This window comes from Micromonospora sp. KC213, assembly GCF_004348325.1.
GTDB lineage: Bacteria > Actinomycetota > Actinomycetes > Mycobacteriales > Micromonosporaceae > Micromonospora.
On the sequence record NZ_SMKF01000001.1, the window covers coordinates 25,681 to 50,827 of the forward strand.

Below are 25,147 nucleotides of genomic sequence, written 5' to 3' on the forward strand. Positions count from 1 at the left end.
CGCCGAGTTCGACACGGCTGCCACCCAAGCATCGGCATCCCAGCTGTGGCCTCACGATCCCCTGGGCGCGCCCACCTCCGGCCCCGATCGGCTACCTGGAAGGGTCACCACCTCCACCATGTCATCGAAGGTTGCAAAAGTTTCCGTCGTCATCCCCACGTACAACCGGTGCGCCCTGCTCGCCGAGACCCTTCGCGGACTGGCCCGCCAGAACCTGCCCACCGACGAGTTCGAGGTCATCGTCGCCGACGACGGCTCCTCGGACGCCACGCCCGACGTGGTGAAGTCCTTCGCCGACCGGTTACGCCTGAAGTACCACTTCCAGGAGGACCTGGGATTCCGCGTCTCCGCCGCCCGCAACGCCGGGGTACGGCTGGCCGACGCACCGCTGCTGGTTTTCCTCGACACCGGCGCCCTGGTTGGCCCCGACTACCTGCGACACCACCTGGCCGCACACGCCGATCCGGCCACCCCGAGGGCGGTCATCGGCTACGCGTACGCCTACCGGCCGGAGGACCCGACCCCGGGTCTCGCCGCGATGGTCGATCGGGCGCTGCCAGAGCGGGTGGTCGACATCTACAGCGGCGATCCGTCCTTTTGGGACAACCGGCACGGCGAGTTTCTCGCGTGCGACTTCGATCCGGGCCGCCGGGTGGTGCCGTGGATGCTGTTCTGGGCCACCAACTGTTCCGTCCGCACCGAGGACTACTGGGCTGTCGGAGGCTTCGACGAGGATTTCCAGCGATGGGGCGTCGAGGACATGGAACTGGGTTTTCGGCTCTTCCAGCGCAACATTCCGTTCACACTGAGCCGCTCCGCCTGGGTCATCGAAGGGCCACACGAGCGTGAGTGGGAAAGCAACATGGACAGCAACCACCACAACATCGAGATGTTGCTGAACAAACACCCGGAGCCGGTCAACGAAATCGGATTCGCCCTGCTCACAAAGGACCAATACTGGTCCTGGGAGAACGACTACCGCGCCCTGCTCGACTGGGCTGCCGAGGCGCGCGACCTCGACGTCGCCAAGGAACTGCAGGAGGCGGTCGAGGGGCTGCAACCGGGTGACCGGGTCGCCGTGCTCGGCTGCGGCCCGCAGGTGCCTGCCGGCCTGTCGTCGGCGGTCCTGTTCGACTTCGACCGCGACCTGTTGGAGCGCGCTCTCGCCAACACCGCGTACACCGGTCACCACGCGCTCGGGCTACGCACGCCACTTCCCGACCACTCGGTGGACGTCGTGCTGATCACGTCGCGGCTGCGCGGAATGTTCGACCGCTGGGGGCTGGACCTCGTCCGTGAGGCCCGCCGAATCGGCCGTGAGGTCCGCGCGCCAGGGCTGGAGTCCTGATGGGCACGGCGGTGGATACCGGGCGGCTGGCCGTCAACGGTGGACCGGCCGTCCGTCCGGCGGACCGCCCCTGGCCGGTATGGCCGGTACCCGCGCCTGAGGCCGGCCGGTACCTCCAGGAGGTGCTGCACAGCCGACGGTGGGCGATCAGCAGCCCGCACCACGGCGACCTGTTCGAACGCCGCTTCGCTCGCGAGTTCGCCGACTACCTGGGTGCCCGGCACTGTGTGCCCACCGACCACGGGTCCAGCGCCCTCGTGGTGGCGCTGGAGTCGCTTGGCCTGGAGCACGGCGACCCGGTGTTGGTGCCGGCGTTGACCTGGGCCGCGTCGGCGACCGCCGTGCTGCGGGCCGGGCTGCTGCCGGTGCTGGCCGACGTCGATCCGGAGACCGGGTGCCTCGACGCCGCCGCCGTTCGCGACGAACCGGACGTGCGGGCGGTCGTGGTGGTGCACTGGGCCGCCACGATGGCTGACGTGCCGGCGATCTCCGCAGTCGCCGACGGCCGGGGTTGCGCGGTCATCGAGGACGCCGCGCAGGCGCACGGCGCACGCTGGCTCGGTCGCGCCGCGGGCACCCTCGGCCGGCTCGGCTGTTTCAGCATGCAGCATTCGAAGGTGCTCACCAGCGGTGAGGGTGGCGCCGTGGTGACCGACGACGACGCCCTGGCCGGTCGCCTGGAGGAGCTACGCGCCGACTCCCGCCGGTACCGCGACGACCCCCGCGAGGGCGAACTCGACCTGCGGGAGACGGCCACGGTGATGGGTGCGAACTTCTGCCTGAGCGAGTTCGCCGCCGCGCTGCTCTGCGCCCAGCTGCCGCTGCTGGACGAGCAGCACGCGGTACGCAACCGCAACTACGACCGGCTCGCCGAGTTTCTCGCCGACGTGCCCTCGGTACGGCTGCTGCGGCGGCGCCCCGAGCAGGACCAGCTGTCGCTGTACGAGGTGCCGATCGTCTTCGACCGGCTGCCCGCGGGCATGGACAACGCCTGGGCCGCCGCCGCGCTCACCGCCGAGCTGGGCATGCGTGCCTATCCACCCCGGCCGCCGTTGCCGCGCAGCCCGCTGTTGCGGCCGTGGACGAAACCGGCGCTCGCGCCGCTCACCGAGCGGTTCGTCGCCCGCCACCGCGGCCGAACGTTTCCCGGCGCGGACCACCTCGCCAGCCACAGTGTGCTGCTGCACCACAGCGCGTTCCTCGGCGACGAGCAGGACATGGCGGACGTGGCGGCGGCTGTCGCCAAGGTGGCGGGTGCGGCATGACGGCCGGGACCGACCGACCGGGTGTCTCGGTGATCGTCCCGGTGAAGGGGCGGGTCGCCGAGACCCGGCGCATGCTCCAGAGCATCATGGTGGCGGCGGCACAGTGCCCGGAAACGGTCGAGACGATCCTGGTCGACGACTCGACGCCCCAGGACGCCCGCCAGCACCAGATCAACTGCGACCGGTACGGCGCCCGCTACGTGCGCGGCCCGCGCCATGTGGGCGCAAAACGCAATCGCGGCGCCGAGCTGGCCGTGCACGACCTGCTGTTGTTCATCGACTCGGACTGCCGCGCCTCGCCCGACCTGCTGCGCCGGTACGTTGCCGGGATGCGCGCCGCCCCGCCGGAGGTGGTGGGCATCGCTGGCCCGACGGTGGTTGAGCACAGCAAGACCCGGGTGTTCGAGATCATGCGACGCTCGCACCTGCTCAACGGCGACCTGGAGATGCCGGGCGCCGGCCGGCCGCTGGCCTGGGCCACCACCAGCAACCTCTTCCTGCGCCGGTCAGCCCTGCGGGCCGTGGGCGGTTTCGCGGAGCGGACCGTCGGGGCCACCGGCGGCGAGGATGTCGACCTGGGACTCCGGCTCACCGGCCGGGGCTGGATCATCCGGTCCGACCCGGACGCGCTGGTGACCCACGACCGGATGAGCACCGACACGGTCCGCTCGGTGTGCCGGCGGCTGTACGGGTACGGCCGATCCGAGCAGTGGCTGTCCACGGTCTACCCGCACCTGCGCCGGCCCCGGTTGATGCCGATCGTCGCCCTCGGCCTGACCGCCGGGATCGCCGTGGTCACGGCACACCGTTCCCGGGGACGGAGCCTGCTGCTGCTGCCCGTCGCAGGCGCCACCGCGGTCGGCCTGGGCGCCGTCCTCCGGTACGCCGATGATGAGCCGCCGCGCCGGCTCAGCCATGCGGCGGCGCGCACGATGCTGGAGTGGGTCTTCGACCTCGGGGCGGTCGCGGAGGCGGTCCGCCTGCGCCGACCGGTCCTGTTGTTCACCGGCTTCCGGTCGCCCGACCGCGACCCGGCCGCATAGGTCCTGGGGAGGACGTCCTGTTGCACACGGAGAACCTGGTGTTCGGCACACGAGGGGTGCCGTACCACTACGGGTTTGACTGCGGCACCGCGCTGCTCGACACGGTGCTGGACGAGGTGGCCGGAGGGCCGGTGCTCTTCGTTGTCGACCGTGCGGTGCTGCGCCGGCACGCACAGCCGGTCATCGACCGGCTGCGCCGGAAGGTGCCGGTGCACCCGTTCGTGGTGGAGGCCGTCGAGCAGCAGAAGAGGCTTTCGCTGGTGGAGACCCTGTCGGAGTACGCCGTGGAGCGCGGCTTCGACCGCGGCGGCACGGTAGTCGCCATGGGCGGCGGTCTGGTGGCCAACATCGCCGGGCTGGCGGCGGCCCTGCTGTACCGCGGGGTGCGGCTGATCCACCTGCCCACCACCCCTATCGCGGCATTCGACGCCGTGCTGTCACTGAAGCAGGCGGTCAATCTCGCGGCGGGGAAGAACCTGGCTGGTGCCTACTTCCAGCCGGCGCTCATCGCCTGCGATCTGACCTGGCTCACCACCATTCCCCCACGGGAGATGCTCACCGGGGTCGCCGAGATGGCCAAGAACGTGTTGGCCGTGGTGCCCGATGAGCGCGGCAGGTTCGTGACCGCGGTGGCGCAGCTGGACACCAGGCCCGCGGCGGCCCTGCAGGCGCTGTGGCGGATCGGCTTCACCGCCAAGAAACCACTGCTCGCCCGCGATCCACACGAGCGACGCGAGGCCCTTGTCTTCGAGTATGGCCACACCGTGGGTCACGCGCTGGAGTTCATGTCCGGGGGCGTGATGGGCCACGGCGAGGCGGTGGCGTGGGGGATGCTGGTAGCCGCCGAGGTCAGCACCATGCTCGGCTATCTCGACGAGGCGGGCACGGAGGCGCACTACGAGGTCGTCGGCCCGCTCCGCCTACCCGCGCCGACGACCGCGCTCGACTGGGTCGACCCGGCCGCACTGCGGGCGCGGCTTGCCACGGACAACAAGCGAGGCTACCTGGCGGGCGGCGCCGGTGACGTTCCGATGGTGCTGTTGCAGGCGCCGGGGACGACTGTGACGGGCCCGGGTGGGCTGCCGCTGACGCTGGTGCCGGACAAGATGATCCTGGCCGCGCTGGACCGGGTCCGGGCACGAGACGGGTGGGCGGCATGACCGCTCCGGTAGTCACCGAAACGTCGTCGATGCGGCTACGCCGAGCCGGCGCGCTGGTCTCCCTGGCCGTCACCGCGTTCTGCTACGTCGCGATGGAGACCCTGCCCATCGGGATCCTGCCGCTCGTTTCGGCCGATCTCAATGTCTCCATGTCCATGGCCGGCACGCTGGTTACCGGGTACGCCGTCGTGGTCGCGGTGGTGTCGCTGCCGTTGACCTACGCCACCCGGCGCATCCCGCGTCGCCGGCTGATGAGCACCCTGCTGGCATTGCTGGTGGTCGCGACGGTGGTCTCGGCGACCGCACCCACCTACGGGGTGCTGCTCGGGGCCAGGGTCGTGATCGCGATCACCCAGGCGTTGTTCTGGGCGGTCGCGGCCCCCGCCGCAGCCGGGATGTTCCCCGTCCACGTGCGGGGACGGGTGATGTCGGTGGTGTTCTCCGGGGCCGCGCTCGGCCCCATGCTCGGGGTGCCGGCCGGCACCTGGCTGGGACAGCAGGCGGGTTGGCGGGTCGCCTTCCTCGCGCTGGCCAGCCTGGCGTTGGTCGCCTTCCTGGCCATCGTCATGCTGATGCCGTCGGTGCCACCCGAGCAGGAGCACGCAGCCACCGGCACCAATCCCGAGGCGCACCGCTACGCCATCGTGATCATCACGACGGCACTGTCGGTCGCCGGACTCTTCACCGCCTTCACATACACGTCGGTCTTCCTCACCACCGTCAGCGGTCTGCCGGCGGCGGCGCTCAGCGCGGTGCTGCTGGCCCGCGGCGTCGCCGACTTCATCGGCATCAGCGCGGGCGGGTGGGCCACCGACCGTCACCAACGGCTGGCGGTCATCGTCCCGCTGGCGCTGCTGGCCGCCGCCCACCTGGGCATGTTCTGGCTCGCCGAGGCGACGCTGCCAGTCGCGGTGCTGCTCTCGCTGACAGGATTTGCGATGGGGGCGCTCACACCGGCCCTGTCCAACCGAGTCATGGAGGTGGCGCCCGGACGCACCGACGTCGCCTCGGCCGGCAACTCGGCGGCCTACAACGTCGGCATCGCCGCCGGCTCGCTCCTTGGCGGCATCGTCCTCCCCGCGCTCGGGGTGCGCGCCACCGCGCTGGTCGGCGGGATCGTGCTGCTGCTGGCCCTCGCCGTGGCACTGGCCGAGACCGGGGTCGCGACAACCGCCGCGCGGCGGACCAGCCCTGTTGGCGGGAACCGGTGAACCCGGCGTGATCTGGGGAAAGGACGCCTTCACCCCGCGTCGACGCCACCAGCGCGTGGTCCACCAGCCCTGGCTCCGGATCCCGTCCCGACAACACGGTGGCCTACCGCCGTTCCGCCAGCGCGCCTGCTGACCGAAGAGACGACCGGCGTAGTCGGACCTCGGCGACGGGCACTGGTGGATTGACCGACAGCTGATCTCCCGGCATCGTGGACCGATGACCCGTCTCGGTGCGGGCACCCGCTATTGCCGTTGCAGATGCAGCCTCACAGCTCACGTTCTCACGAATCTGATCTCTGACGGGGTACCATCCACATCCACTGCTTCGACACCAATGATGTCAGCGGGCCCCGCAGCGACCAGCGTCACAGGCGAGTCGCCGGAAACATCCACAACTGTGTCGCCGTCGACGTCGGAGATCGTGATCCCGCGATCGGGCCGACCCCAGACCTGAAGGGTGATCGCGGTGAACCGGCCGTCGCCGATGCGCTCGCCCGGTTCCACCGTGGGAATGATCGCGCCATGGCGGACGAACAGTGGAAAGGTCTCCAGTCCGTGCTTTGTCTTGATGTAACGGCCGCCCTCGACAACGGCCTTGGTCCAGTAGTCAACCCACTTTCCGACCGGCAGATAGACCATACGTTCGCCCGACGGATCGTTGACGGGAGCGACCAGAAGGTCTCGCCCGAACCGATACTCCTGGTCAGCGCTCCACGCGACCGGGTCCTCGGGGTTGTCGACGTTGAGCGCACGGAGCATCGGCTCGCCGGAACGCGACGAGCGCACCGCCGCCGAGTAGAGGTAGGGAGCAAAGTGGTAGCGAAGCCTCAATGCCTCAGTGATCAGTCGTTCGACCTCGTCACTGAACTCCCACAGGTTCCGGGTCTTCGTGCCGTGGAACCTCAGCAGGGGTGAGAACGCGCCGAACTGGGCCCAGCGGACGTACAAGTCGTCGCTCGGCCTGCCATTGAAGCCACCGGCGTCGTGCGACCAGAACGGCACACCCGAGAGGCCATGGCTGGCCCCAGCCCGAATGGTCGATCCGAGCCCAGCCCAGGAAGTCTGGACATCGCCCGACCACTGGGCCGAGTGCCGCTGTCCGCCGACGAACGACGAACGCGTCCACACAAAGTCATAGCCGCGCACCTCGCGGGTAACCTCGCACACCGCGTCATTGAACAGCAGCGCGTAGACGTTGTGCAGTTCGGTACCGGTCATCCCGTTGTGAGCGACCGCGTCGGCCGGCACTCCTTCGCCGAAATCGGTCTTGTACAGCGCGGCGCCAGCACGCAGCGGAGGACGCAACAGCTCCTTCCACCACTCCCTGGCCTCGGGATTGGTGAAGTCCACGATGCCGCTATCCGGCTGATACCCATGCCAAACATCAGCGACATACGTCTCCCCCACACCATTTCTGAGGAAGTAGCCACGCTCGTCACCCTCGGCGAACACCGGCGACTCATGTGAGATGTAGGGGTTCATCCACAGGCAAACCTTGAAACCTTGCTGCTGGAGATCGTCGAACATCTTGTCGGGCTCGGGGAAGCTGGCGTCATCCCACCGCATGTCCGACCAACTTCCGCCCACCTGCCAATAGGTGTCGAGGTGGAGGACGTCGCAGGGAATCCCCCGCTCGCGGATCGTGGCACCGCGCGCCGTGAACCGTTGCTGGTTGTCGCGAGCGAAGCCCGAGGAGATCCAGGTGCCGAAGGCCCACTTGGGGGGCAGGACGGGAGGTGAGGTCAGACGGTTGTAGCGGTCCAGGATCTCGACCGGCTCTCCCGCGAGGATGAAGTACTCCAGCACGTCGTCGGGAACGACGATCTCGACCACGCCATGCGTGGACTGAGCCATGTCGAACTCGACAGGCGCACCGGAGTTGACCAGGACTCCGTAACCGCGGCTGGACAGGTAAAGCGGAACGTTCTTGTAGGCACGGATCGAGTCCGCGCCGAACGCGTCAAAGTTCCACATCAGCGGGCGCTGACCGCGCGCGTTCAATTGAGCAAAGCGTTCCCCGAATCCCGCGAATGCCTCGTCCGGGGTACAGGTGAAGGACTCGTGGTAGGCCACCGGCTCGCCGTTGACCAGAGAGCGACCGAACGGCAAGGTCCGCAGCCTGGTGGAGATATCTCTCTCGCCTCGATTCTGGCTCACCAGGGTCTTGGCGGTCGCGTCCGTGTAGCGCAGCGACCAAGGGCTGAGCGTGGCCACCGCACGGACCGGACCGGCGTCTACCACCACTGTCCCGCATTCGACCGACACTTTCGCGTGCTCATAGCTGTCGGCATGGACCAACTCGAGAATACGGGTCACCGTGGGCCGCGCCGCCGGCTCCGCCGACAGACGCATCCTGACGACACCTTCCGCCGCGGCGGTCAGGTCGACATAGAGCTCCTCGCCAGCAGATGTCGTCGCCACCAGGGTGACCGAAGCAGCTCCCTGCGCGACGACCTGAGCCTCCTGCACAGCCGACAACCCCTCCTCTCCATAATCGCGCACCGGAAGCTCAGGCGGAGGCGCGACGAAGTACTCGCGTTTTACCAGCGGAGGGTGATACGGCATATGCTGCTCCCAAGTCACCATCGTGACAGACCCCAAGGCCACCACACAGACAACATGTACTACCGGCAGGCGTACTGAACCATAGCCCGCACCCGATCCGTACGGACCGATCCACGGAGCCGTCCATCGTCAAATAGAGACTGGTGAGTGCCGTATGACATCATCGTTAAGCGGAATGGAGGGCTGCGCGACCACGCAGCGCTGCCCGGAAGGGTACAGCGATTCGGCTCGGCCGTACCGGACGGCGACGGAACCGAGACCCCGCACCTGCTACGGCTGCCGGTGGTTGCCTGGCCTCGCACCCGCTGCCTGGTGACACCCGCAGGTCAGAAACTCACTCGGACGTCAGCAGGGCCAGGCGTTGAAGGTCGCGGGGCGTCCCTGCCGGTTCGTGCTCAACTGCGCAGGACGGACAGTTGAACATGTCTCGTGCTGAATCAGACCGGACTATCCACCGGAGCCCCTACCGTCCCGACGTGCCACCTACGCCAGGGCCCGGCGGCGATCCAGGCCGTGAACGGCAGCGCACCCACCCTGGCCGATGTCAGTGCGGCAGGACCAACGGATCCGACCCCTGCCACAACTCGTCAGGCACCCTCTGCAGATCAAACGCTCGGCCCCCAGGCTCAGCCGACTACCACCACCGAAGGGTTCCGGCCACCACCATCGCGACTCAGTCCGTCATCGCGTTTGCCCGTACCCGAGCACCGCGTATGATCGCTGACAATGAGCGCGAACATTGTCCGCAAATCGACGCTCACGCCGTCAACAGCAAACTGGGTGGGCCAGGAACGCTGTTTCAGGTGAGGTGAAGCGAATTCCCGTCCGTCACCGCCCTGCATCTCGACGGCCAGCAGCCGACGATTCCGACGCAGCCAGATGAGTTCGGGGCCGACCCCCTGTGGTCCACTTCTCCCGGAGGCAACATGCAGCGCGGCGCCTATTTCCTCGCCAACGACGACATCCTGGAACAGGTCATCGGATTCCTCAACAGTTTCCGGATCCACAATCCGACGATCCCGCTTTGCCTGGTGCCGTTCGCGGATAATTTCGCGCGCATCGGCGGACTGGCCGACCGGTACAACTTCACGATCTGGCGCGACAACGACACGCTACAACGCTGCGACGCCATCAGCGAGCAGTTCCACGACGGCAGCACGATGGGCCAGTACCGAAAGCTGGCGATGTGGAAGGGACCGTTCGAGGAGTTCGTCTACATCGACTCCGACACAATCGTGCTCGAATCGATAGACTTTGCCTTCGATCACCTGTCGCGATACGACTTCGTGACCTCCCACTCCGACATTCCCCGCATACGACACTGGGTTTGGCGTGATTCGATTTTCCAGACCAACGCCCTGCGGCGCGAACAGATAGAGTACGCCGCCAACACCGGGTTCGTGGTGTCGCGTGCCGGGTTGCTCGATCCCGAGGCGGTCTGGCGGGATCTCTCCGCACCGCTGTCCCTGGCGCCGCACATGGAACTACTCTGCCGCGAGCAACCCCTGTTGAACTTTCTCATTGTGACGTCGGGACGGCCGTACTCGAGTCTGTGGACCATCGCCGCAGAGAAGAACGACCCAGATATCCCGCAGGAACAGTGGGCCGGCCACGATATCGGTCGGGTCGACGCGGGCCGGCTCATCCCATCCCAGGTGAACCGGGTCCTACTGGTCCATTGGGCCGGGGAGTGGCAACGAATTCGCACCGAGGGTGGAACACTTCCTTACTATGAACTGTGGCAGCACTACCGCATGATAAGCGGCGACGAGAGGTAAGAAGGTGCCGGACATGAAGGTGGCACAGCTCAAGGACAACCTGACCTGGGTGGGACCGAGCGTAAAGGAGATCATGTGGCAGTACAACGAGATCTTCGAACATGGCTGCTATGACGGGATTCAGCTTCCAGACCAGCCGTTCGTCGTCGACGTGGGCGCAAATATCGGCCTCTTCATGCTCTTCATCCGACAACGTCAGGAATCGGCCGAGATCCTCGCCTTCGAGCCAATGCCCGAACCAGCGAAGGCACTGCTCCACAACGTGGAAAACTACGGGTGGACGAAGGTCGCGCTGCACCAGTGCGCGCTCGGCCGGGAAGATGAGGAGGACGTTCCGTTCACCTACTATCCACTGCTACCCGGGAACTCGACCAGATATCCCAAACAGAAGGAACTACAGAAACGCGTGCTGTACGACTTTGAGCCGGCCGCCTACATCGACCGCCTGCACAGCGGATACGAGGTACGCACCGATGTTCGCCGACTCTCCTCGTTCCTGCCGCACGACCGCCGCGTCGACCTGTTGAAGATTGACGTCGAGGGAGCCGAGCTCGACATCCTGCTCGGTATCGACCCGCCCCACTGGGACCTCATCGACCAGGTCATCATCGAGGTGCAGGATCTCGCGGGGCGTCTCGAGGACATGTGTGACCTGCTCATCCAGCATGGCCTGCGACCAACCGTGATGCAGGCTCCGATGATTCCCACTGCGATCGTGACCTATGTCGTCTACGCGAATCGGCCATCAATGTGAAATTCGAAGCACAGCCGGTGAGCGCGGAAGCGGAATTCACCAATCCCGCGTTACCGGTCGCCGAGCGTGTCCGCAGCCTTCTTAACCAGCTGACGCTGGACGAGAAGCTGGCGATGATGCACCAGTACTCCCCCGGCATACCGCGACTCGGCATTCCGCCGCTCGTCTGGGGAATCGCCGTTCGCAGGGGGGCCGACCCAGTGCCAGGCGCGACCGTCTTCCCGCAGGCGGTCGGCCTCGGAGCCACCTGGAATCCAAACCTGATCACCCGCATTGGCGCCGCTATCGCGGCCGAGATCCGCGCTTACCACCACCAGCGGCCAGAGGTCGGGTTGGCGATCTGGGGTCCGGTCACCAACCTGCTGCGTGATCCTCGCTGGGGCCGTAACGAAGAGGGCTACTCGGAGTGCCCCGTGCTAACGTCCGCGCTGGCCACGGCGATGTGCCGCGGACTGTCCGGGCATGCGGACTCGTCCGGGGGGCAACACCGGGCGACCACACCGGTTCTCCAGCACTTCCTTGCCTACAATCACGAGAACGGCCGCGGCAGCCGGTCGGCATATCTTCGCCCACGCGTGCTGCACGAGTACGACCTGCGAGCGTTCAGAACACCGATTGTCGACGGTGTCGCGGACGGCGTCATGCTCGCCTACAGCCGCGTCAACGGTGTACCCAACCATCTGAGCCCACACATCCGCGGTCAGATCCGCGCCTGGAATCCGGACAGCGTCGTGATGTCCGACGCGTGGGCACCGAGCTTCCTCGCGATGGACGAGAGTCCGTCGTACCAGAGCCGACTCCAGGCGTACGCCGCCGCTGTACGGGCTGGTCTGGATTTGTTCGTCGACCAAGGCGACCGTAGCGACATCATCACCGACAACCTCCGCCAGGCGTTGGCGGACGGCCTGATCTCCGAGGGGATGCTCGACGCCGCAGTGGGCCGGTTACTGCGGATGCGCATGCGGTGGGGCCAGTTCGACGCGCGGGAGAACGACGACGCGGACTGCGAGTCGCAGGTCGTGGACGCCCAAGCACACCGTCAGCTCGCCGCACGTGCCGCGGCGGAGGCGATCGTCCTGCTCACGAACCGGGACGACCTGCTCCCCCTGGACCCCGCCGCAGTCCGTCGGGTGGTGGTTGTCGGTCAGCTCGCCGCCATGGTGTGTCGCGACTGGTACAGCCCGCAGTTCGACGGCGCCCGGACACCGGTGGCGGCGGTCACCTCACTGCTGGGCCAGGACCGCGTCAGTCTGGTTGAGGGTGTCGACGTGATCGCGCTGCGGTGCCAGGACCGCTACATCGCGGCCCCCGCAACGCCCAAGGGGGGTGAGCTGACATGGCAGTCCGCGACGGCCGTCGAGGCCCCCCATGCCTTCGCCGTGTTCGACTGGGGCTCCGATGTGCTGTGCCTGCGCGCGGAGAGCAACGGACGATTCCTGAGAAGCCGATCAAATCGGACAGTGGTCAACGACCGGCTCGCGCCAGAAGGGTGGCAGGTCCGCGAACGGTTCCGGCTCGAGCCACACGGCACCGGTTCCGTGCTGCTCGACGTGTCCACCGGCCACTACGTGGCACCGCCGGCCGCTGACGGCGTGCTGCGCGTGGCGGCCGCCACTGCCGACACCGCCGCCGTTCTCCACGTAGAGCTGATCACCGACGGGGCGACCGCAGTCGGTGAGGCGGCTGCCGACGCGGATGCCGTCGTCGCGTTCGTGGGAAATCATCCGTTGATCAACGGTCGTGAGGCGGAGGACCGCACCGAGATCGGGCTGGCGCCGGCCCAGGAGAGGGTCGTCCACGCGGCCGCAGCCGCGAATCCCGCCACCGTCGTGGCGCTGGTCAGCAGCTATCCGCTGGCGGTGGAGGACATCGCCGCCGCGGCGCCGGCCATGCTCTGGAGCAGCCACGCCGGGCCCGAGTTGGGCACCTCACTGACCGATGCCATCTTCGGGGTTCGAGCGCCGGCCGGACGTCTCCCGCAGACGTGGCCGCGCCGCGTGACCGACCTCGGCGACATGTACGAGTACGACATCATCAAGGGCCGCAAAACATACCTGTACTCGGACACCGAGCCGCTCTTTTCCTTCGGACACGGGCTGACATACACCCGGTTCTGGTACGACATGAGCCTGCTGCGTCCGATCCTGTGTGTCGAAAACCCGATTGAGGTGTCGGTCGAGGTGGGTAACCCGGGGCCGGTGGACAGCAACGAGGTGCTCCAGCTGTACGCAAGGGCACGGCAATCCCGCCATCCGCGTGCACTGCGCCAGTTACTCGCGTTCCGCCGCGTCCACGTGCCGGCGGGCACCGCGCTCTCTGCACAGTTCACCATCCCGCTGCAGGAGCTAGCCATGTGGGACGTCGAACGGCACGAGTTCGTCGTGGAGCCTGGAGACTACGACATCATGCTCGGACGATCGTCGACCGACATCGTGGCGACGCGGCTCCTGACGGTGCGTGCCGACCCCGTCGGGCCGCGTCGTCTGGACCTCGAACCAGTCCGGCTGTCCGACTTCGACGACTACCACGCTTTCTGGCCGGAGGATGACGCCGAAACCGGCCTGACCACCATGATCTGCGCTGACGCCGGCGCCTGGCTGGTGTTCCGCGATGTCGTCGTCCGCGGGCAACGCCTTCGCATGCGTGCCGTCCGTCCGACGACTGGTTGGGCCGCGGTTGAGATCCGGATGAACGGGCCGGAGGGTGACCTCCTGGCCGTCGTTGCGGTCGTTGCGGATGCCGACGACGACGTCATCGATGTTCCGCTGGCCGCAAACGTCGAGCGCGGAGACATCTTCATCGTCTCGACCGGCGCCGTCCGGCTGACGACGGTGCAGATCCGCTGAGGCGTTTGCTCGCCACCGCGCGGCCCTCGACACCCCGCCAACTCCCGCGGTTGAGTCGGTAGCGGACGGCCTTGCCGGAGGAGACGGCGGTCGGGTGCGGTGACGGAGACATGGCGAACGCGACGTCGTCACCGCAGCGTCCGGGTTGAATCAGGCGGCGAGGACGGCGCGGTGACGAGCAGTCCGAATCCGGTGAGGGTGAGAATCGAGCGCCAGTTACGCGGCGGACGTCAGCGCAGTCGGATGCTCGCCGACGACGAGGCCGTCCGCCGTCCAGCGCGCAATATCCGCCTCGGCTATGCCGTGGGCCCTGATGAGCTCGCCGACGCTGACGCCGCCCGCGATGTCGTCAAGGCACGACAGAAGCGCGGCGTCGGTGCAGTAGCCGGTGTAGTCGTTGTAGTAGCCGCTACGCAGCCAGGCAGCCCAGGGCGGGATGCGCAGCACGGCGTCGGCGCTCAGCACACCCTGCGTCGCGAAAGTCGGGCCCGAATCGCGCCCGCATCCCAAAATCGCGTCCGCGTTTCTTGCAGCGCAGTGCTGAGCGGATAACGGCCGCGTAGCTGGTCGAGCAGATCCTCACCCATCGTTCGCGCCGGCCAATAACCTCGGCCAGATGGTCCGCGGCGGCGTCGACGTCGCCCGGATCGACCTTGCGGACAAGCTCCTCCGGGCCTGTCGGGCCACACTGGCACGAGCAGTCGGACGCGCGCGAACATTTCCGCCGACAAACGCTCTCGCAGGGCGGCGATGACCCGGATCGCGTCGTGCAGGCCCTTGCTCTCCTCAGGGCAATGTGGGAACAGAACCGCGATGGCCTCCGGGGCGAGAGCGAGCCGTTCACGCATTGAGCGCAGGCCTGGCCGGTACCGTGTCGTGTCGAACCCAGTATTGACCACGCGGATCGCGTGGTCGGGTAGCGAACAACGCCGACGAAGAGTCTCGCGGATCCAGGCGCCCATGTAGTCGGAGTTCGTCCCGAGACGGTCTCCACCGAACGCGATGGTGCCAGCCAGGGTGTGCGGATAGACAAAGTCGTAGACGCCACCGACAAGCGGCCTGTCGGCGCGCACGAAGTCGAAGCGCAGGTTCAGATCGTGCACATACAACCCGTCGTGGCGCCTCACCTCCTCAGTCAGCAGGTCGACCATGGCGGTCAGCCGAAACGGGGGGCGTCCAGTACGGACCACCCGTACCGCTATTGAAACCGAGGACCGGTCGCACCGCGACGCCGGAAAAGATGTTGAACACTTCCGGCAGTCCCGGTTGCGTGCCGCAATACACCGTCACTCGAACACCGGTTTCGCTGAAATGGCGCAGGACGTCGATCAGCACGGCCTGCGAGCCGTCATGCGCAACATCGGGCAGCAGCGGTCGAACCTGAAGATCAGTAGCCGAAACCCTCGATACGAGCCTGACGCCACGCGAAACCCCCGCACTGTCCATCGGCGCCACTGTATCAGCGCTAAAACACCGCGGGACAGCACAATCGCTTCCCCTCCGCGCTCTGGCAGGTCCGCGGATCGCCTATCGTCAGGCAACGGCAACACGGTGTTCCTGTACCGCCCGGTTCGCTCCTACACGCGGACCGGGGCAAGCCATTTGGTTCCCCAGTGAGGTGAACGATGAAGATTGCGGTGGTCGGGGGCGGGTCGACCTACACACCCGAGTTGGTGGACGGGCTCGCCCGGCTCCGAAGCGTCCTCCCGGTGACCGAGCTGGCCCTCGTCGACCCGGCGGCAGACCGGCTCGGCGTCGTCGGCCGGTTCGCGGCAAGGATCTTCGCGCAGCATGATCATCCGGGCAAGGTCACCTGGACAACGGTGGCGGATGAGGGCTTGGACGCCGCCGACGTGGTCCTGATCCAGCTCCGTGTTGGAGGACAGCGGGCGCGGATGTCCGACGAGACCTTTCCGATGGAGTGCGGCTGCGTCGGCCAGGAGACGACCGGTGCGGGCGGTTTGGCCATGGCGCTGCGGACCGTGCCCGCGGTGTTGCGGGTCGCGGAGCGCGCCGCGAGGCGGGCTGCGGCCGATGCATGGATCATCGACTTCACCAACCCGGTCGGCATCGTCACCCGGGCACTGCTCGACGCCGGCCACCGGGCTGTCGGACTGTGCAACGTCGCCATCCAGCTACAGCGCCGCTGCGCGAACCTGCTCGGCGTCGCACCGGAGAAGGTGGTCCTCGACCACATCGGGCTGAACCACCTCACCTGGACCCGTGCGGCGTTTGTCAGCGACGAGGACCGGTTGCCCGAGCTGCTCTCGGCACACCCGCACGCGCTGGCCGCCGAGGTGGGGCTGCCGGCGGAACTCCTGACGTTCTTCGGCTCGGTTCCCTCGTCCTATCTGCGCTACTTCTACTTTCACGACGCCGTGGTCGAGGCGGAGCGCGGTGCTCCCACCCGCGGCGCCCAAGTAGCCGCCATCGAACAGTCCCTGCTCGAGATCTACGCCGACCCGAGCGTCAGCACCAAGCCGGATCTGCTGGCCCAGCGCGGTGGCGCGTATTACTCCGAGGCGGCTGTGGGTCTGATCGCCGCGCTCAACGGCAACTCGCCGGGGCCACACGTGGCCAACGTCCGCAATAACGGCACGGTCCCGCACCTGCCGGACGAGGCCGTCGTCGAGGGCACCTGCGACGTCGACAGCGGCGGACCCCGACTGCGGCGCATCCGGCCACTGCCGCCCGAGATGTCAGGGCTCATCAGCCACGTCGCTGGCTACGAGGAACTGGCGCTGTCCGCGGCGGTCCATGGCGGACGCGACCGCGTCTACCGGGCGCTGCTCGCACACCCGCTCGTGGGCCAGCACGACATCGCCGACGCCCTCACCGACCGCCTGGTAGCCGCCAACGCCGACTACCTCGCGTGGGCGCGGTGAGGCTCTACCTCGCGGTCGACGGCGGCGGGTCGAAGACCGACGTGGTCATCGGCGACGAAGCCGGGCGTTTGTTGGCCGTCACGCAGGGCCCGTCCACCTGCCATCAGATGATCGGCCTGCCGGAGGCGCTGCGGCGCCTGCGGAAGCTCGTCTTCTCGGCGCTCGCTCGCTCCGGGCTACCGGATACCACGGTGTTCGACCGGGCCGAGTGCTACCTGTCGGGCGCCGATTTCCCGCCCGAGGTCACGATGTTGACCTCGGCGGTCACCAGCCTCGGTTGGGCGCGCTCGATCCGCGTCGCCAACGACACCTACGCCGTGCTCCGTGCCGGGACGGCGGCACCGAACGCGATCGGCATCGTCTGTGGCACCGGCATCAACTGCGTGGCGCGAGCTGCGGACGGGCGTACCACCGGATTCTGGTCGGTCGGAGAAATCTCCGGTGACTGGGGCAGCGGGTGGAGCCTGGGCAGTCTGGCGTTGTGGCATGCCATGCGCGAGCACGACGGCCGCGGGCCGTCGACGGTGCTGGGTACCGCGGTTCCGGCTCACTTCGGTCTGCCGGACATGGACGCGGTGGTCGCCGCGTTTCACTTCGGCCAGATCGCCAGCGAACGGCGTCAGGAGCTGACCCCGCTGATCTTCACACACGCGGCGGACGGGGATGCCGTCTGCGCCTCGCTCGTGTCTCGGCTCGCCGAGGAGATCGTCACGCTGGTGACGGTGGCTGGCCGGCGGCTGAGCATCTTGGACTCGCCGCACACCGTCGCGCTCGGCGGCGGCGTCATACGACCACGTCATCCAATGTTGCTCGAACTCATCCGGGATGGGCTTCCGGCGACAACGACAATGACCGTTGTGCACAGCCCGCCGGTGCTCGGCGCCGCTCTGTACGCCCTCGACTGGTTCGGCGCCCTGCCCGCCGCGCACGAACGTCTACACGCCGCCCTGGCCGACTGAAGAGATCACTGAAGGACGTCTCGAAGCTCGGTGAAGGTCCTACCTGGTAACAGTGCTGCCGGTCACCCTGCCGGGCAGTGTGGTGCAGGTCGGCGATACCAGAAGGGCTCTCGGAACCGGGCGGGCATCAGCCCCGGTGCACGAAAAGATCCACTCCGGGCGGGCTGCGGAAATCACCCGCACCCAGGCGTCTTCGACGATCGCCCGACCGAACAGGCGCCGGGGCAACGGGACAACCCTTAGCAGTCGGTCTCCACCGCCGTATCACCCCGCGCACGCGACCAGCCGCGCCAACGGCTCTTGGCCGAGGTGAAACCGCGGCCCGACACGACCATACACCGACCAGTTCCAGGTGGCCGTTGCTCCGGGCGCATGTTCGGTGTCGTCATTACTCTCGGCAGTTTTCCTGTCGTCCCCACCATCTGACATCAGCCTGGTGACCGCCATACGTTCCGCGCTGGTCACCCCACCAGCCGGGACCTGTTGAGGGTTCGCCCCACACGGCCATGCGGGCGGTCTCGTTGACGAGCGGCGAGCCCTCAGAAATCACTGTGCGTGAACGTTGCGGGCCGCAACCTTCGATGATCGAGAGGTTGGACAACGACAGATGGACGTATATCATCCAAATACGAACGAGTCGCGGCTCGCGATGCGTTCCGCATGTTCAGATCAGCACACACATGGGGGTGCGGATTGACGGCACATGGCCCGCGGCATTTAGTCAGCCTCACTCAATCGGATCGCCGAATGAGCTCGGAGGAATCAAACTATTCGCAGCAGGACGTTTTTTTGGTGCCTGTCGAAGCGCTTCGACGCGGCGAATCTCCTCGCTTAGCGGGAGAGAACGAAGACCACATCGAGTTCTTTACGCAGACGGAGATGCCGCTCCCGCCGATCCTCGTACATCGCCGCACTATGCGCGTCATCGACGGAAATCACCGACTAAGGGCCGCCGAGCGCCGGGGACAGGTCACCATCGCGGTTCGCTTCTTCGAAGGCGACGACGAGCGTGCTTTCATCGAGGCCGTCCGCGCCAACCAGGCACACGGCCTGCCGATGTCGCTGGCAGACCGTGAGGCCGCCGCGACGCGCATCCTGCAGTCCAGCCCTCAGCGATCAGACCGGGCCGTGGCCGCCATCACCGGGCTGGCGCCCGGCACGGTGGCGGCGATCCGTCGCCGCACCGCCGTCGGGGACGTGGACGGGGTTGCCCGGGTCGGCCGGGACGGCAGGGTGCGACCGTTGAACAGCGCAGAGGGCCGGCGGATGGCGAGCGAACAGATCGCCAGGCGGCCCGAGGCGACTCTTCGAGAGATCGCGCGGAGCGCCGGAATCTCACTTGCCACCGCCCGAGACGTACGTGAACGCGTGCGTCGCGGCGACGACCCGGTCCCCGCGAAGATGCGTCGCGGCGGCGAGCCTGTCGGGGACGACCGCGCACCCGCCCCGGTCCGCCGCATGCCTAGGGAACCCCAGTCGAGCCAGAGCCCCGCAGCGGCGGGATGCACATGCGCCGACGGCTGCGCCGAACCGGTCCAGGACCAGACCGGCCTGCTGCGGAGCCTTTCCAGGGACCCGTCGCTGAGGTTCAGCGAATCAGGCCGCATGATGCTGCGCTGGCTCTACGCGCGAGCCGCCGGACCCGCGGGATGGGAAGAGGCGATGAGCGGGTTGCCGCCACACTGCGGGTACCTCGTCGCCAAGGCCGCCCGTAACTGTGGCGCCCAGTGGCTGGAATTCGCCTCGATAGTCGAACGCAAGCTCGGATCGACCGCCTAGTCGGGCGGTGACGCGCGCCCGTTGCGCGAAGGCCAGGCAGTCGACCAGTCCGCACGAGTCGAGAAGACAGGTGAGGTATGACCAGCGTTGAAAGCCGGGCCCAGGAAATCCTGGCGCAGCTCACTCTGGACGAGAAGATCGCCATGTTGTATGGCCAGATGCCCGCGGTGGACCGGCTCGGACTGACCGAGTTCCACACCGGCGGCGAGGCGGTGCACGGCCTGGTGGCGTCCTCACCCACCACCGTGTTTCCGCAGGCGGTGGGCCTCGCCGCAACCTGGAACCCAGACCTGATGGGCGCCATCGGCTCGGTCATCCTGGCGGAACTGGAAGCCCTGCTGCCCGCCGACCCGCCGGATCCGCGGTTGGGCCGCAACCTTTGGGCACCCGTGGTCAATCTGCTCCGCGATCCCCGCTGGGGCCGCAACGAGGAAGGGTACAGCGAAGATCCGCACCTGACGGTCGCGCTGGCCGTCGCGTACTGCCGCAGCCTGCGCGGTGACGCGTCACAGTGGCGGGTCGCACCGACCCTCAAGCATTTCACCGCGAGCAACCACGAGAACGACAAGTTCGGCGAGTCCGTCAGTGTACGGCCGCGGGTGCTGCACGAATACGACCTGCCGCCGTTCCTGGAGCCGATCCGCGCCGGCGTCGTGGCCTCCGTCATGCCCTCATACAACGTGGTAAATGGTCGACCCAACCACGTCAGCCCGCACCTACGGCTTCTCCGTGAAGAAGATCCGGATGTGGTGATTGTCGCGGACGGCCACGCGTCGGCGGACATAGTCAAGAAAAGTCACTTCTACGAGAACTTCACGCTGGGGTTCGCGGCAGCCCTTCGGGCAGGTCTCGACAGCTTCACCGACGACCTGAAAATCACCATGACCGCTCTCTACGACGCCTTCCGGCTCGGCCTGCTGAGCGAAGAGGACATCGACCCCGCCGTCGGGCGGATACTGCGGATGCGGTTGCGGCTTACCGACGCTTTTCAGACGCCCGCCCCGACCGGGACGAACAGGCTGAACACCCCGGATCACGAGCGCCTGGCGCGGGAGGCGGTGCGCCAGTCCATCGTGCTGCTCCAGAACGACGGGCTGCTGCCGCTACACCCCGAGGACGGCCGCAAGGTGGCCGTCGTCGGGCCGCTGGCCGACCGGGTCTGTCGTGACTGGTACGGAGGCATCCCCCCCTACCGGGTCACGCCGCTTGATGGCCTCCGGTCTCAGGTGGGTGACTCCCGGGTGGTGTTCGACTCGGGCCTGGACCGCATCGCCCTGCGGCTGGCGGCAGGCGGCGACTACCTCGCCGTGGCATCCGGCGATGACGCGCTGCGGGTGGCCGCTGGGAAGCTCACTGACGCCGCCTGCTTCGACGTGTTCGACTGGGGCGAGGGCGGCCTCTGTCTACGCTCCGTGGGCAACGGCCAGTTTCTGTCTCTGGCCAGCACAGAGCAACTGCGCTGCGACAAGCTGGAGCCGTACGACTGGAACATCATGGAGACCTTCCGGCTCGTCCGGGACGGGTCCTCCTGGCTGCTGCAGAATCATTTCACCGGGCGCTACGCGGCGATCGGCGATGACGGCGTAGCGGTCGTGGTCCCGGACGCGGATGCGGCGAGCAGGCTGGACCTGGAAGTCGTGCACCGGGGCACGGAAACGGCTGCCGAGGCTGCCCGGGCAGCAGACGTCGTGATCGTCCTGGTCGGAACCTATCCGCACATCAACGGCAGAGAGATGAAGGACCGCGACGACCTCAACCTCCCGGCGGCGCAGGAGGAGCTGACACATGCCGTCATCGATGCGAACCCGCACACTGCGGTCGTCCTCGTAGCCGGGCATCCGGTCGCCGTGCCGCGGATCGCCGAGCGTGCCCGTGCCCTGCTTTGGTCGTCGCACGGCGGTCAGGAGTTCGGCAACGGCCTGGCGGATGTGCTTTTGGGGGTGTGTAGTCCCGCGGGACGGCTGCCCCAGACCTGGCCGCGCGACGTCGAGGACCTTCCCGACATTCGTGACTACGACATCATCAAGAGCCGGCTGACATACCTCTACTCGGACCGCGACCCGCTGTTCGCCTTCGGCCACGGCCTCACCTATGCCGAGTTCCGCTACCGCGACCTGGCCGTCGAGCCGTCGGTCGCCGCCCCCGGTGGCCGGGTGACCATCACCGGGGTCATCGACAACGTCGGCCCCGCCGACTCCGACGATGTCGTCCAACTCTACGTTCGCGCGCTCGACTCGCCGGTGCCGCGCCCCCGGCGCGAACTGGTTGCCTTCGATCGGATCATGGTGCCCGTCAACGCCAAGCGGCAGGTCGAGTTTTCGCTGGCCGTAGACCGCCTCAGCTTCTGGGACGTCGGTCGCGGCCGGTTCGCGATCGCCCCCGGCCGCTACGAGTTCATGCTCGGCCGAAGCGCGACAGCGATCGAGTGCACTGCGATCCTCACAGTCCAGGCACCCGAGCTGCCACCGCGCGACCTCAGCACGGCGCTCGTGCGCGCGGTCGACTTCGACGACTACGAGGCAGTGCGGATCATCGATGAGACGCCGCGACAAGGCGAGGCGGTGCTCGCCAGCCAGCCGGGCGCCTGGCTACTGTTCCGCGACGCGGACCTCGGCGCAGGCGCAGACCGCGTGGTCGCCAGGCTGGGCGGCGGTGAACCCGGCGCGCGGATCGAGGTTCGGCTCGACCATCCGGTGAACGGTCGGCTGCTCGGCGGCGTCGGCGTGGTCGAGCCGGACCTGCGCGGATGGGCCACGGTCGAAGCTCCGCTCGCCCCAGCCGAGGGCCGGCACGACCTCTATCTGGTGTTCTCGGCACCTGCGCGGCTGGCATCGTTCGTGCTGCATCGGTCGGCACACGAGTTCCCACCGCAACAGGCCCTTCCCGTCGACCGCTCCTGACCGACCATGCCAGACATGGCAGTCAGCCGGTCCCGGCGTGGAAGGTAGCCATCAGGATGATCACGATCCCACTTCCCCATGAGCCCACGACGTCGGCTGCCGCACGACGCCGGCCACCCCTGGTGCGCCCACGTGCGCTTCTGGTCGACCTCGATGACACCCTCCTCGACGGCGCCCACACCGCTCTGGCGATCGACGGCACCTGCGCCGCGCTCGCGTCGTCTTTCGCCCTCGAGAAGGCGCAACTGCGCGAGGCGTACTCGGCCGTGTGGACCGCACTACGACCGGAGGTGGAGCTGCCCTGCTGGCTCGGCCAGATGAATGGCGAGGCAGCGCTCCGGGAGACCTGGCGCCGGGCGCTGCGCCGGGCCGGTCTCGCCGATGAACGGGCAGCCGAGTTCGCGGTGGAGCGATACCAGGCCATCGCGCGCTCGGCGTACCGTCTGTTTCCGGACGTTCCTGGCTTGTTCGCGACGACGGCTCGGATGCAGATCCCGGTGGTTCTGGTGACGAACGGGCCCTCGGATGTGCAGCGGGACAAGCTCCGCGCCCTGGGTCTCGGGTCGACGTTCGACGCCGTCGCGATCTCTGGCGAGATCGGCTCCGCCAAGCCCGACCCGGCCCTGTTCGTCGCGGCCCTGCATCGGATCGGCGCCGATCACCGCGAGGTCTGGCACGTGGGTGACGGACTCACCAACGACGTCGGCGGGGCCCGTGCGGCCGGGCTCGTAGCCGTCTGGCTGAACCGCACGGGGCGGCCGACTCCGGTCGACCGTTGTCCCGACGTCGAGGTGACGTCGCTGGCTCAGCTCAGCGCACTGCTGCTCGGCAGTGCTGCGGCGTCGTAAGCAGGCCGGGATCGGCCGATCAGGCTGCGTCTAGCAGATGCCGGGCGAGACTTGCCACACCTCCGAGTTCGCGCTCCCGGTGGGTGAAGCCGTCATCACCGTTTCGGACCTGGCGGCCCATCCATCGGGCCACGTGGTCGCGGTAGTATCCGAACTCGCGCAACGCCCGGCTGACGTGCTGCAGCATCCCGAAGGCCAGCCGCCCGCGGGACGGGCGGTCACCGCAGTACACGGCATACCGGTCCGCGATGTGGTCGACCTCGGCCGGAGTGAGGTCCAGTTCCACGGCTGCCGCGCCGATGTCCTCGGCGGGATCGCTGCGCCGCAGGACGTTGCCAACCTCCCGATGCAGCTTCAGGAGCCCGCCGTCTGGCCGCCGCAGATAATGCCAATGCCCGTTGTTCGGCGCTGCCGCGACCACGGGCACCCACGCCTCGTTGACGGCGGCGATGATTTCGGCCGCGGTCGGGAGGCCGCGAACACCTCGCCCGCGCAGCTCCTCGACGACGGCGCGGATCCGCAGCGCCGCACCTTCCCGCGGCAGATAGGTCCCACCGGGAGCGTGCTGGCCAGCGAACGCCGCCACCGCCGCAACCGCGTCGAGGTCTGCCGTATGGATGCGGCCCGGCCCGGAGCGGTCGCGGAACGGCAGCGGGGAGCCGGGCTCCCAGGCGTACAGGAGATATCCGCCGACGATGCCGTAGGGGCGCGGATAGTGTGGCAGTACCGAGAGCCGACGCAGCTCCTCGTCAGCGAAGTAGCCGAATCCGAGCGGCTTGGCCACCAGAGCTGACTCCCCCTCCTCCGACCGTATCCGCAGCAGGTAACGGCGGTGCCGGACCACTCCGTGCACGTAAGGCGCCACGTCTGCCGGCGCCGCGCCAGTTATGGTCGCCGCGTACCGCAGCGCGTAGCCGTAATCCAGCGGCCGGACATCCAGCACGTCGGCCGGCTGCGACCGTCGGGACAGGTGCCGTTCGAAGTAGCCATGCACCGTTTTCGTCGGAGGCGCCTTGTGAGTGGCCTGAGGCCAACGCATGTGGCCTCCACGAACGACGAGGACATTCGGTGCGGCGATGTCGAGTTTCCCGGTTAGTTCAGCCATAGATGAGCAGCGGTAGAGCGACACAAGAATCTCGTGCCGCGGAGTGCCCTCGGACGCGAGAAAGTCCAGTACGGATCTGACCGTTCTGCCGGTACCCGCGAGATCGTCGACGACAACGACGCGTCGGCCCCGCAGCCGGTTGGTATCCAGCTTGTGGTCCAGCATGGCCGGCAGCGCGGGTATGCGGGCGCGAAGCGAGGCGTGGACGGGTCGGACGGTGAGGAACTCCGCCGTCGTGTGCTCGGCACGGATGGCGGCCGCCCAGATGGGTCCGAGGTAGCTTCCGCTGGTGCGCAAACCTATGACGGCTCGGGGCTCCGGCGCAGCCGTGCGGACCAGGGCCGCGACCTGACGCGCGTACGAGCGCCAGTCGATCGGCTCGGTGCTCAGGCACTCGGGCCAGATGGGCCACGTGTCCAGGTACTCGAAAATGGGCAGCCGCCCGCTGTTCGCCACGTGCCGCCGCCACTGTGTATTCAGATCGTCCACCGTTGGGAGGTCGGTGATCAGACGTCGAACGCCATCCGCCCACGAGGCGTCGACCGCCCGGTCGAACCACAGCGCGCCGGCGGCGTCGACCGACGCAGCGCGCAGGGGCTCACCCCGTCGCCGCCACCACTCTCCGGCACCTGCCTCACCAAGCACCGCGGCGACGTCTGAGACGGTCTGCTCCAGGCTGCACAGCCGCTCGTACAGCTCGG

18 protein-coding genes are annotated in these 25,147 nt (G+C 67.8%); 13 read left to right on the top strand and 5 right to left on the bottom strand.

Going from position 1 to position 25,147, the window contains the following annotated elements:
- Nucleotides 1-118 precede the first annotated feature (118 nt).
- From E1166_RS00110 to E1166_RS00130, 5 genes are read left to right on the top strand one after another with little or no spacing between them, the layout of a single operon-like run.
- Nucleotides 119-1,348 carry a glycosyltransferase gene (locus tag E1166_RS00110; RefSeq protein ID WP_132334566.1) on the top strand — a complete coding sequence of 410 codons (1,230 nt, stop codon included), beginning with the start codon at nucleotides 119-121 and terminating at the stop codon, nucleotides 1,346-1,348.
- Entirely contained in the window at nucleotides 1,348-2,613 is a 1,266-nt protein-coding gene (locus E1166_RS00115; RefSeq protein ID WP_132334568.1) for a DegT/DnrJ/EryC1/StrS family aminotransferase, read from the top strand. Before E1166_RS00110 ends, E1166_RS00115 begins: the two co-directional genes overlap by 1 nt.
- The gene (locus tag E1166_RS00120) at nucleotides 2,610-3,656 is read left to right on the top strand and encodes a glycosyltransferase (RefSeq protein WP_132334570.1); all 1,047 of its coding nucleotides are present in this window, start codon (nucleotides 2,610-2,612) and stop codon (nucleotides 3,654-3,656) included. Before E1166_RS00115 ends, E1166_RS00120 begins: the two co-directional genes overlap by 4 nt.
- 38 nt (nucleotides 3,657-3,694) lie before the next feature.
- Nucleotides 3,695-4,816, top strand: a complete 1,122-nt coding sequence (locus tag E1166_RS00125) for an iron-containing alcohol dehydrogenase (RefSeq protein WP_165944184.1) — start codon at nucleotides 3,695-3,697, stop codon at nucleotides 4,814-4,816.
- Nucleotides 4,813-6,027: an MFS transporter gene (locus E1166_RS00130; RefSeq protein WP_132334574.1), complete on the top strand. Its 1,215-nt coding sequence runs from the start codon at nucleotides 4,813-4,815 to the stop codon at nucleotides 6,025-6,027. Before E1166_RS00125 ends, E1166_RS00130 begins: the two co-directional genes overlap by 4 nt.
- Nucleotides 6,028-6,300: 273 nt before the next feature.
- Here E1166_RS00130 and E1166_RS00135 read toward each other — a convergent pair whose 3' ends face one another.
- Entirely contained in the window at nucleotides 6,301-8,613 is a 2,313-nt protein-coding gene (locus E1166_RS00135) for a TIM-barrel domain-containing protein (protein WP_243710039.1), read from the bottom strand.
- 905 nt (nucleotides 8,614-9,518) lie between these two features.
- Between E1166_RS00135 and E1166_RS00140 the strand changes: the two genes are divergently transcribed.
- From E1166_RS00140 to E1166_RS00150, 3 genes are read left to right on the top strand one after another with little or no spacing between them, the layout of a single operon-like run.
- The gene (locus tag E1166_RS00140; RefSeq protein ID WP_132334576.1) at nucleotides 9,519-10,370 is read left to right on the top strand and encodes a hypothetical protein; all 852 of its coding nucleotides are present in this window, start codon (nucleotides 9,519-9,521) and stop codon (nucleotides 10,368-10,370) included.
- Between the two features lie 13 nt (nucleotides 10,371-10,383).
- The gene (locus tag E1166_RS00145; protein ID WP_132334578.1) at nucleotides 10,384-11,124 is read left to right on the top strand and encodes an FkbM family methyltransferase; all 741 of its coding nucleotides are present in this window, start codon (nucleotides 10,384-10,386) and stop codon (nucleotides 11,122-11,124) included.
- A 17-nt stretch (nucleotides 11,125-11,141) separates the two neighbouring features.
- Entirely contained in the window at nucleotides 11,142-13,970 is a 2,829-nt protein-coding gene (locus E1166_RS00150) for a glycoside hydrolase family 3 C-terminal domain-containing protein (protein ID WP_132334580.1), read from the top strand.
- A gap of 216 nt (nucleotides 13,971-14,186) precedes the next feature.
- Here the strand turns inward: E1166_RS00150 and E1166_RS00155 are convergent, their stop codons facing one another.
- From E1166_RS00155 to E1166_RS00165, 3 genes are read right to left on the bottom strand one after another with little or no spacing between them, the layout of a single operon-like run.
- Nucleotides 14,187-14,435 (bottom strand): hypothetical protein, encoded by a 249-nt coding sequence (locus E1166_RS00155; protein WP_132334582.1) that lies wholly within the window; start codon nucleotides 14,433-14,435, stop codon nucleotides 14,187-14,189.
- A complete protein-coding gene (locus tag E1166_RS00160; protein ID WP_132334584.1) occupies nucleotides 14,429-15,121 on the bottom strand; it encodes a hypothetical protein in 693 nt (230 codons plus the stop codon). The genes E1166_RS00155 and E1166_RS00160 overlap by 7 nt, the downstream gene beginning before the upstream one ends.
- Nucleotides 15,102-15,416 (bottom strand): hypothetical protein, encoded by a 315-nt coding sequence (locus tag E1166_RS00165; RefSeq protein ID WP_132334586.1) that lies wholly within the window; start codon nucleotides 15,414-15,416, stop codon nucleotides 15,102-15,104. Before E1166_RS00165 ends, E1166_RS00160 begins: the two co-directional genes overlap by 20 nt.
- 179 nt (nucleotides 15,417-15,595) lie before the next feature.
- Here E1166_RS00165 and E1166_RS00170 point away from each other — a divergent pair, with 179 nt between their 5' ends.
- From E1166_RS00170 to E1166_RS00190, 5 genes are all read left to right on the top strand, one after another.
- Nucleotides 15,596-16,855, top strand: a complete 1,260-nt coding sequence (locus E1166_RS00170; protein ID WP_132334588.1) for a 6-phospho-beta-glucosidase — start codon at nucleotides 15,596-15,598, stop codon at nucleotides 16,853-16,855.
- On the top strand, nucleotides 16,852-17,814 hold the full coding sequence (locus E1166_RS00175; RefSeq protein WP_165944185.1) for a BadF/BadG/BcrA/BcrD ATPase family protein: 963 nt from the start codon (nucleotides 16,852-16,854) through the stop codon (nucleotides 17,812-17,814). The genes E1166_RS00170 and E1166_RS00175 overlap by 4 nt, the downstream gene beginning before the upstream one ends.
- Before the next feature lie 747 nt (nucleotides 17,815-18,561).
- A complete protein-coding gene (locus E1166_RS00180) occupies nucleotides 18,562-19,593 on the top strand; it encodes a ParB N-terminal domain-containing protein (protein WP_132334592.1) in 1,032 nt (343 codons plus the stop codon).
- 77 nt (nucleotides 19,594-19,670) lie between these two features.
- Nucleotides 19,671-22,493, top strand: a complete 2,823-nt coding sequence (locus E1166_RS00185; RefSeq protein WP_132334594.1) for a glycoside hydrolase family 3 protein — start codon at nucleotides 19,671-19,673, stop codon at nucleotides 22,491-22,493.
- A gap of 122 nt (nucleotides 22,494-22,615) precedes the next feature.
- Complete coding sequence (locus tag E1166_RS00190; protein WP_165944186.1) at nucleotides 22,616-23,341, top strand: HAD family hydrolase; 726 nt, start codon at nucleotides 22,616-22,618, stop codon at nucleotides 23,339-23,341.
- A 19-nt stretch (nucleotides 23,342-23,360) separates the two neighbouring features.
- Here the strand turns inward: E1166_RS00190 and E1166_RS00195 are convergent, their stop codons facing one another.
- Nucleotides 23,361-24,935, bottom strand: coding sequence for a phosphoribosyltransferase family protein (locus E1166_RS00195; RefSeq protein WP_207913837.1), 1,575 nt, complete (start codon nucleotides 24,933-24,935; stop codon nucleotides 23,361-23,363).
- Nucleotides 24,936-25,147: the final 212 nt, after the last annotated feature.

What these genes read in the sequence shown, in the direction of transcription:
- E1166_RS00110 (WP_132334566.1), top strand. Translation starts at nt 119, where the DNA reads ATGTCATCGAAGGTTGCAAAAGTTTCCGTCGTCATCCCCACGTACAAC.
- E1166_RS00115 (WP_132334568.1), top strand. Translation starts at nt 1,348, where the DNA reads ATGGGCACGGCGGTGGATACCGGGCGGCTGGCCGTCAACGGTGGACCG.
- E1166_RS00120 (WP_132334570.1), top strand. Translation starts at nt 2,610, where the DNA reads ATGACGGCCGGGACCGACCGACCGGGTGTCTCGGTGATCGTCCCGGTG.
- E1166_RS00130 (WP_132334574.1), top strand. Translation starts at nt 4,813, where the DNA reads ATGACCGCTCCGGTAGTCACCGAAACGTCGTCGATGCGGCTACGCCGA.
- E1166_RS00135 (WP_243710039.1), bottom strand. Translation starts at nt 8,613, where the DNA reads ATGGTGACTTGGGAGCAGCATATGCCGTATCACCCTCCGCTGGTAAAA.
- E1166_RS00140 (WP_132334576.1), top strand. Translation starts at nt 9,519, where the DNA reads ATGCAGCGCGGCGCCTATTTCCTCGCCAACGACGACATCCTGGAACAG.
- E1166_RS00145 (WP_132334578.1), top strand. Translation starts at nt 10,384, where the DNA reads ATGAAGGTGGCACAGCTCAAGGACAACCTGACCTGGGTGGGACCGAGC.
- E1166_RS00160 (WP_132334584.1), bottom strand. Translation starts at nt 15,121, where the DNA reads ATGGTCGACCTGCTGACTGAGGAGGTGAGGCGCCACGACGGGTTGTAT.
- E1166_RS00165 (WP_132334586.1), bottom strand. Translation starts at nt 15,416, where the DNA reads ATGGACAGTGCGGGGGTTTCGCGTGGCGTCAGGCTCGTATCGAGGGTT.
- E1166_RS00170 (WP_132334588.1), top strand. Translation starts at nt 15,596, where the DNA reads ATGAAGATTGCGGTGGTCGGGGGCGGGTCGACCTACACACCCGAGTTG.
- E1166_RS00180 (WP_132334592.1), top strand. Translation starts at nt 18,562, where the DNA reads ATGAGCTCGGAGGAATCAAACTATTCGCAGCAGGACGTTTTTTTGGTG.
- E1166_RS00185 (WP_132334594.1), top strand. Translation starts at nt 19,671, where the DNA reads ATGACCAGCGTTGAAAGCCGGGCCCAGGAAATCCTGGCGCAGCTCACT.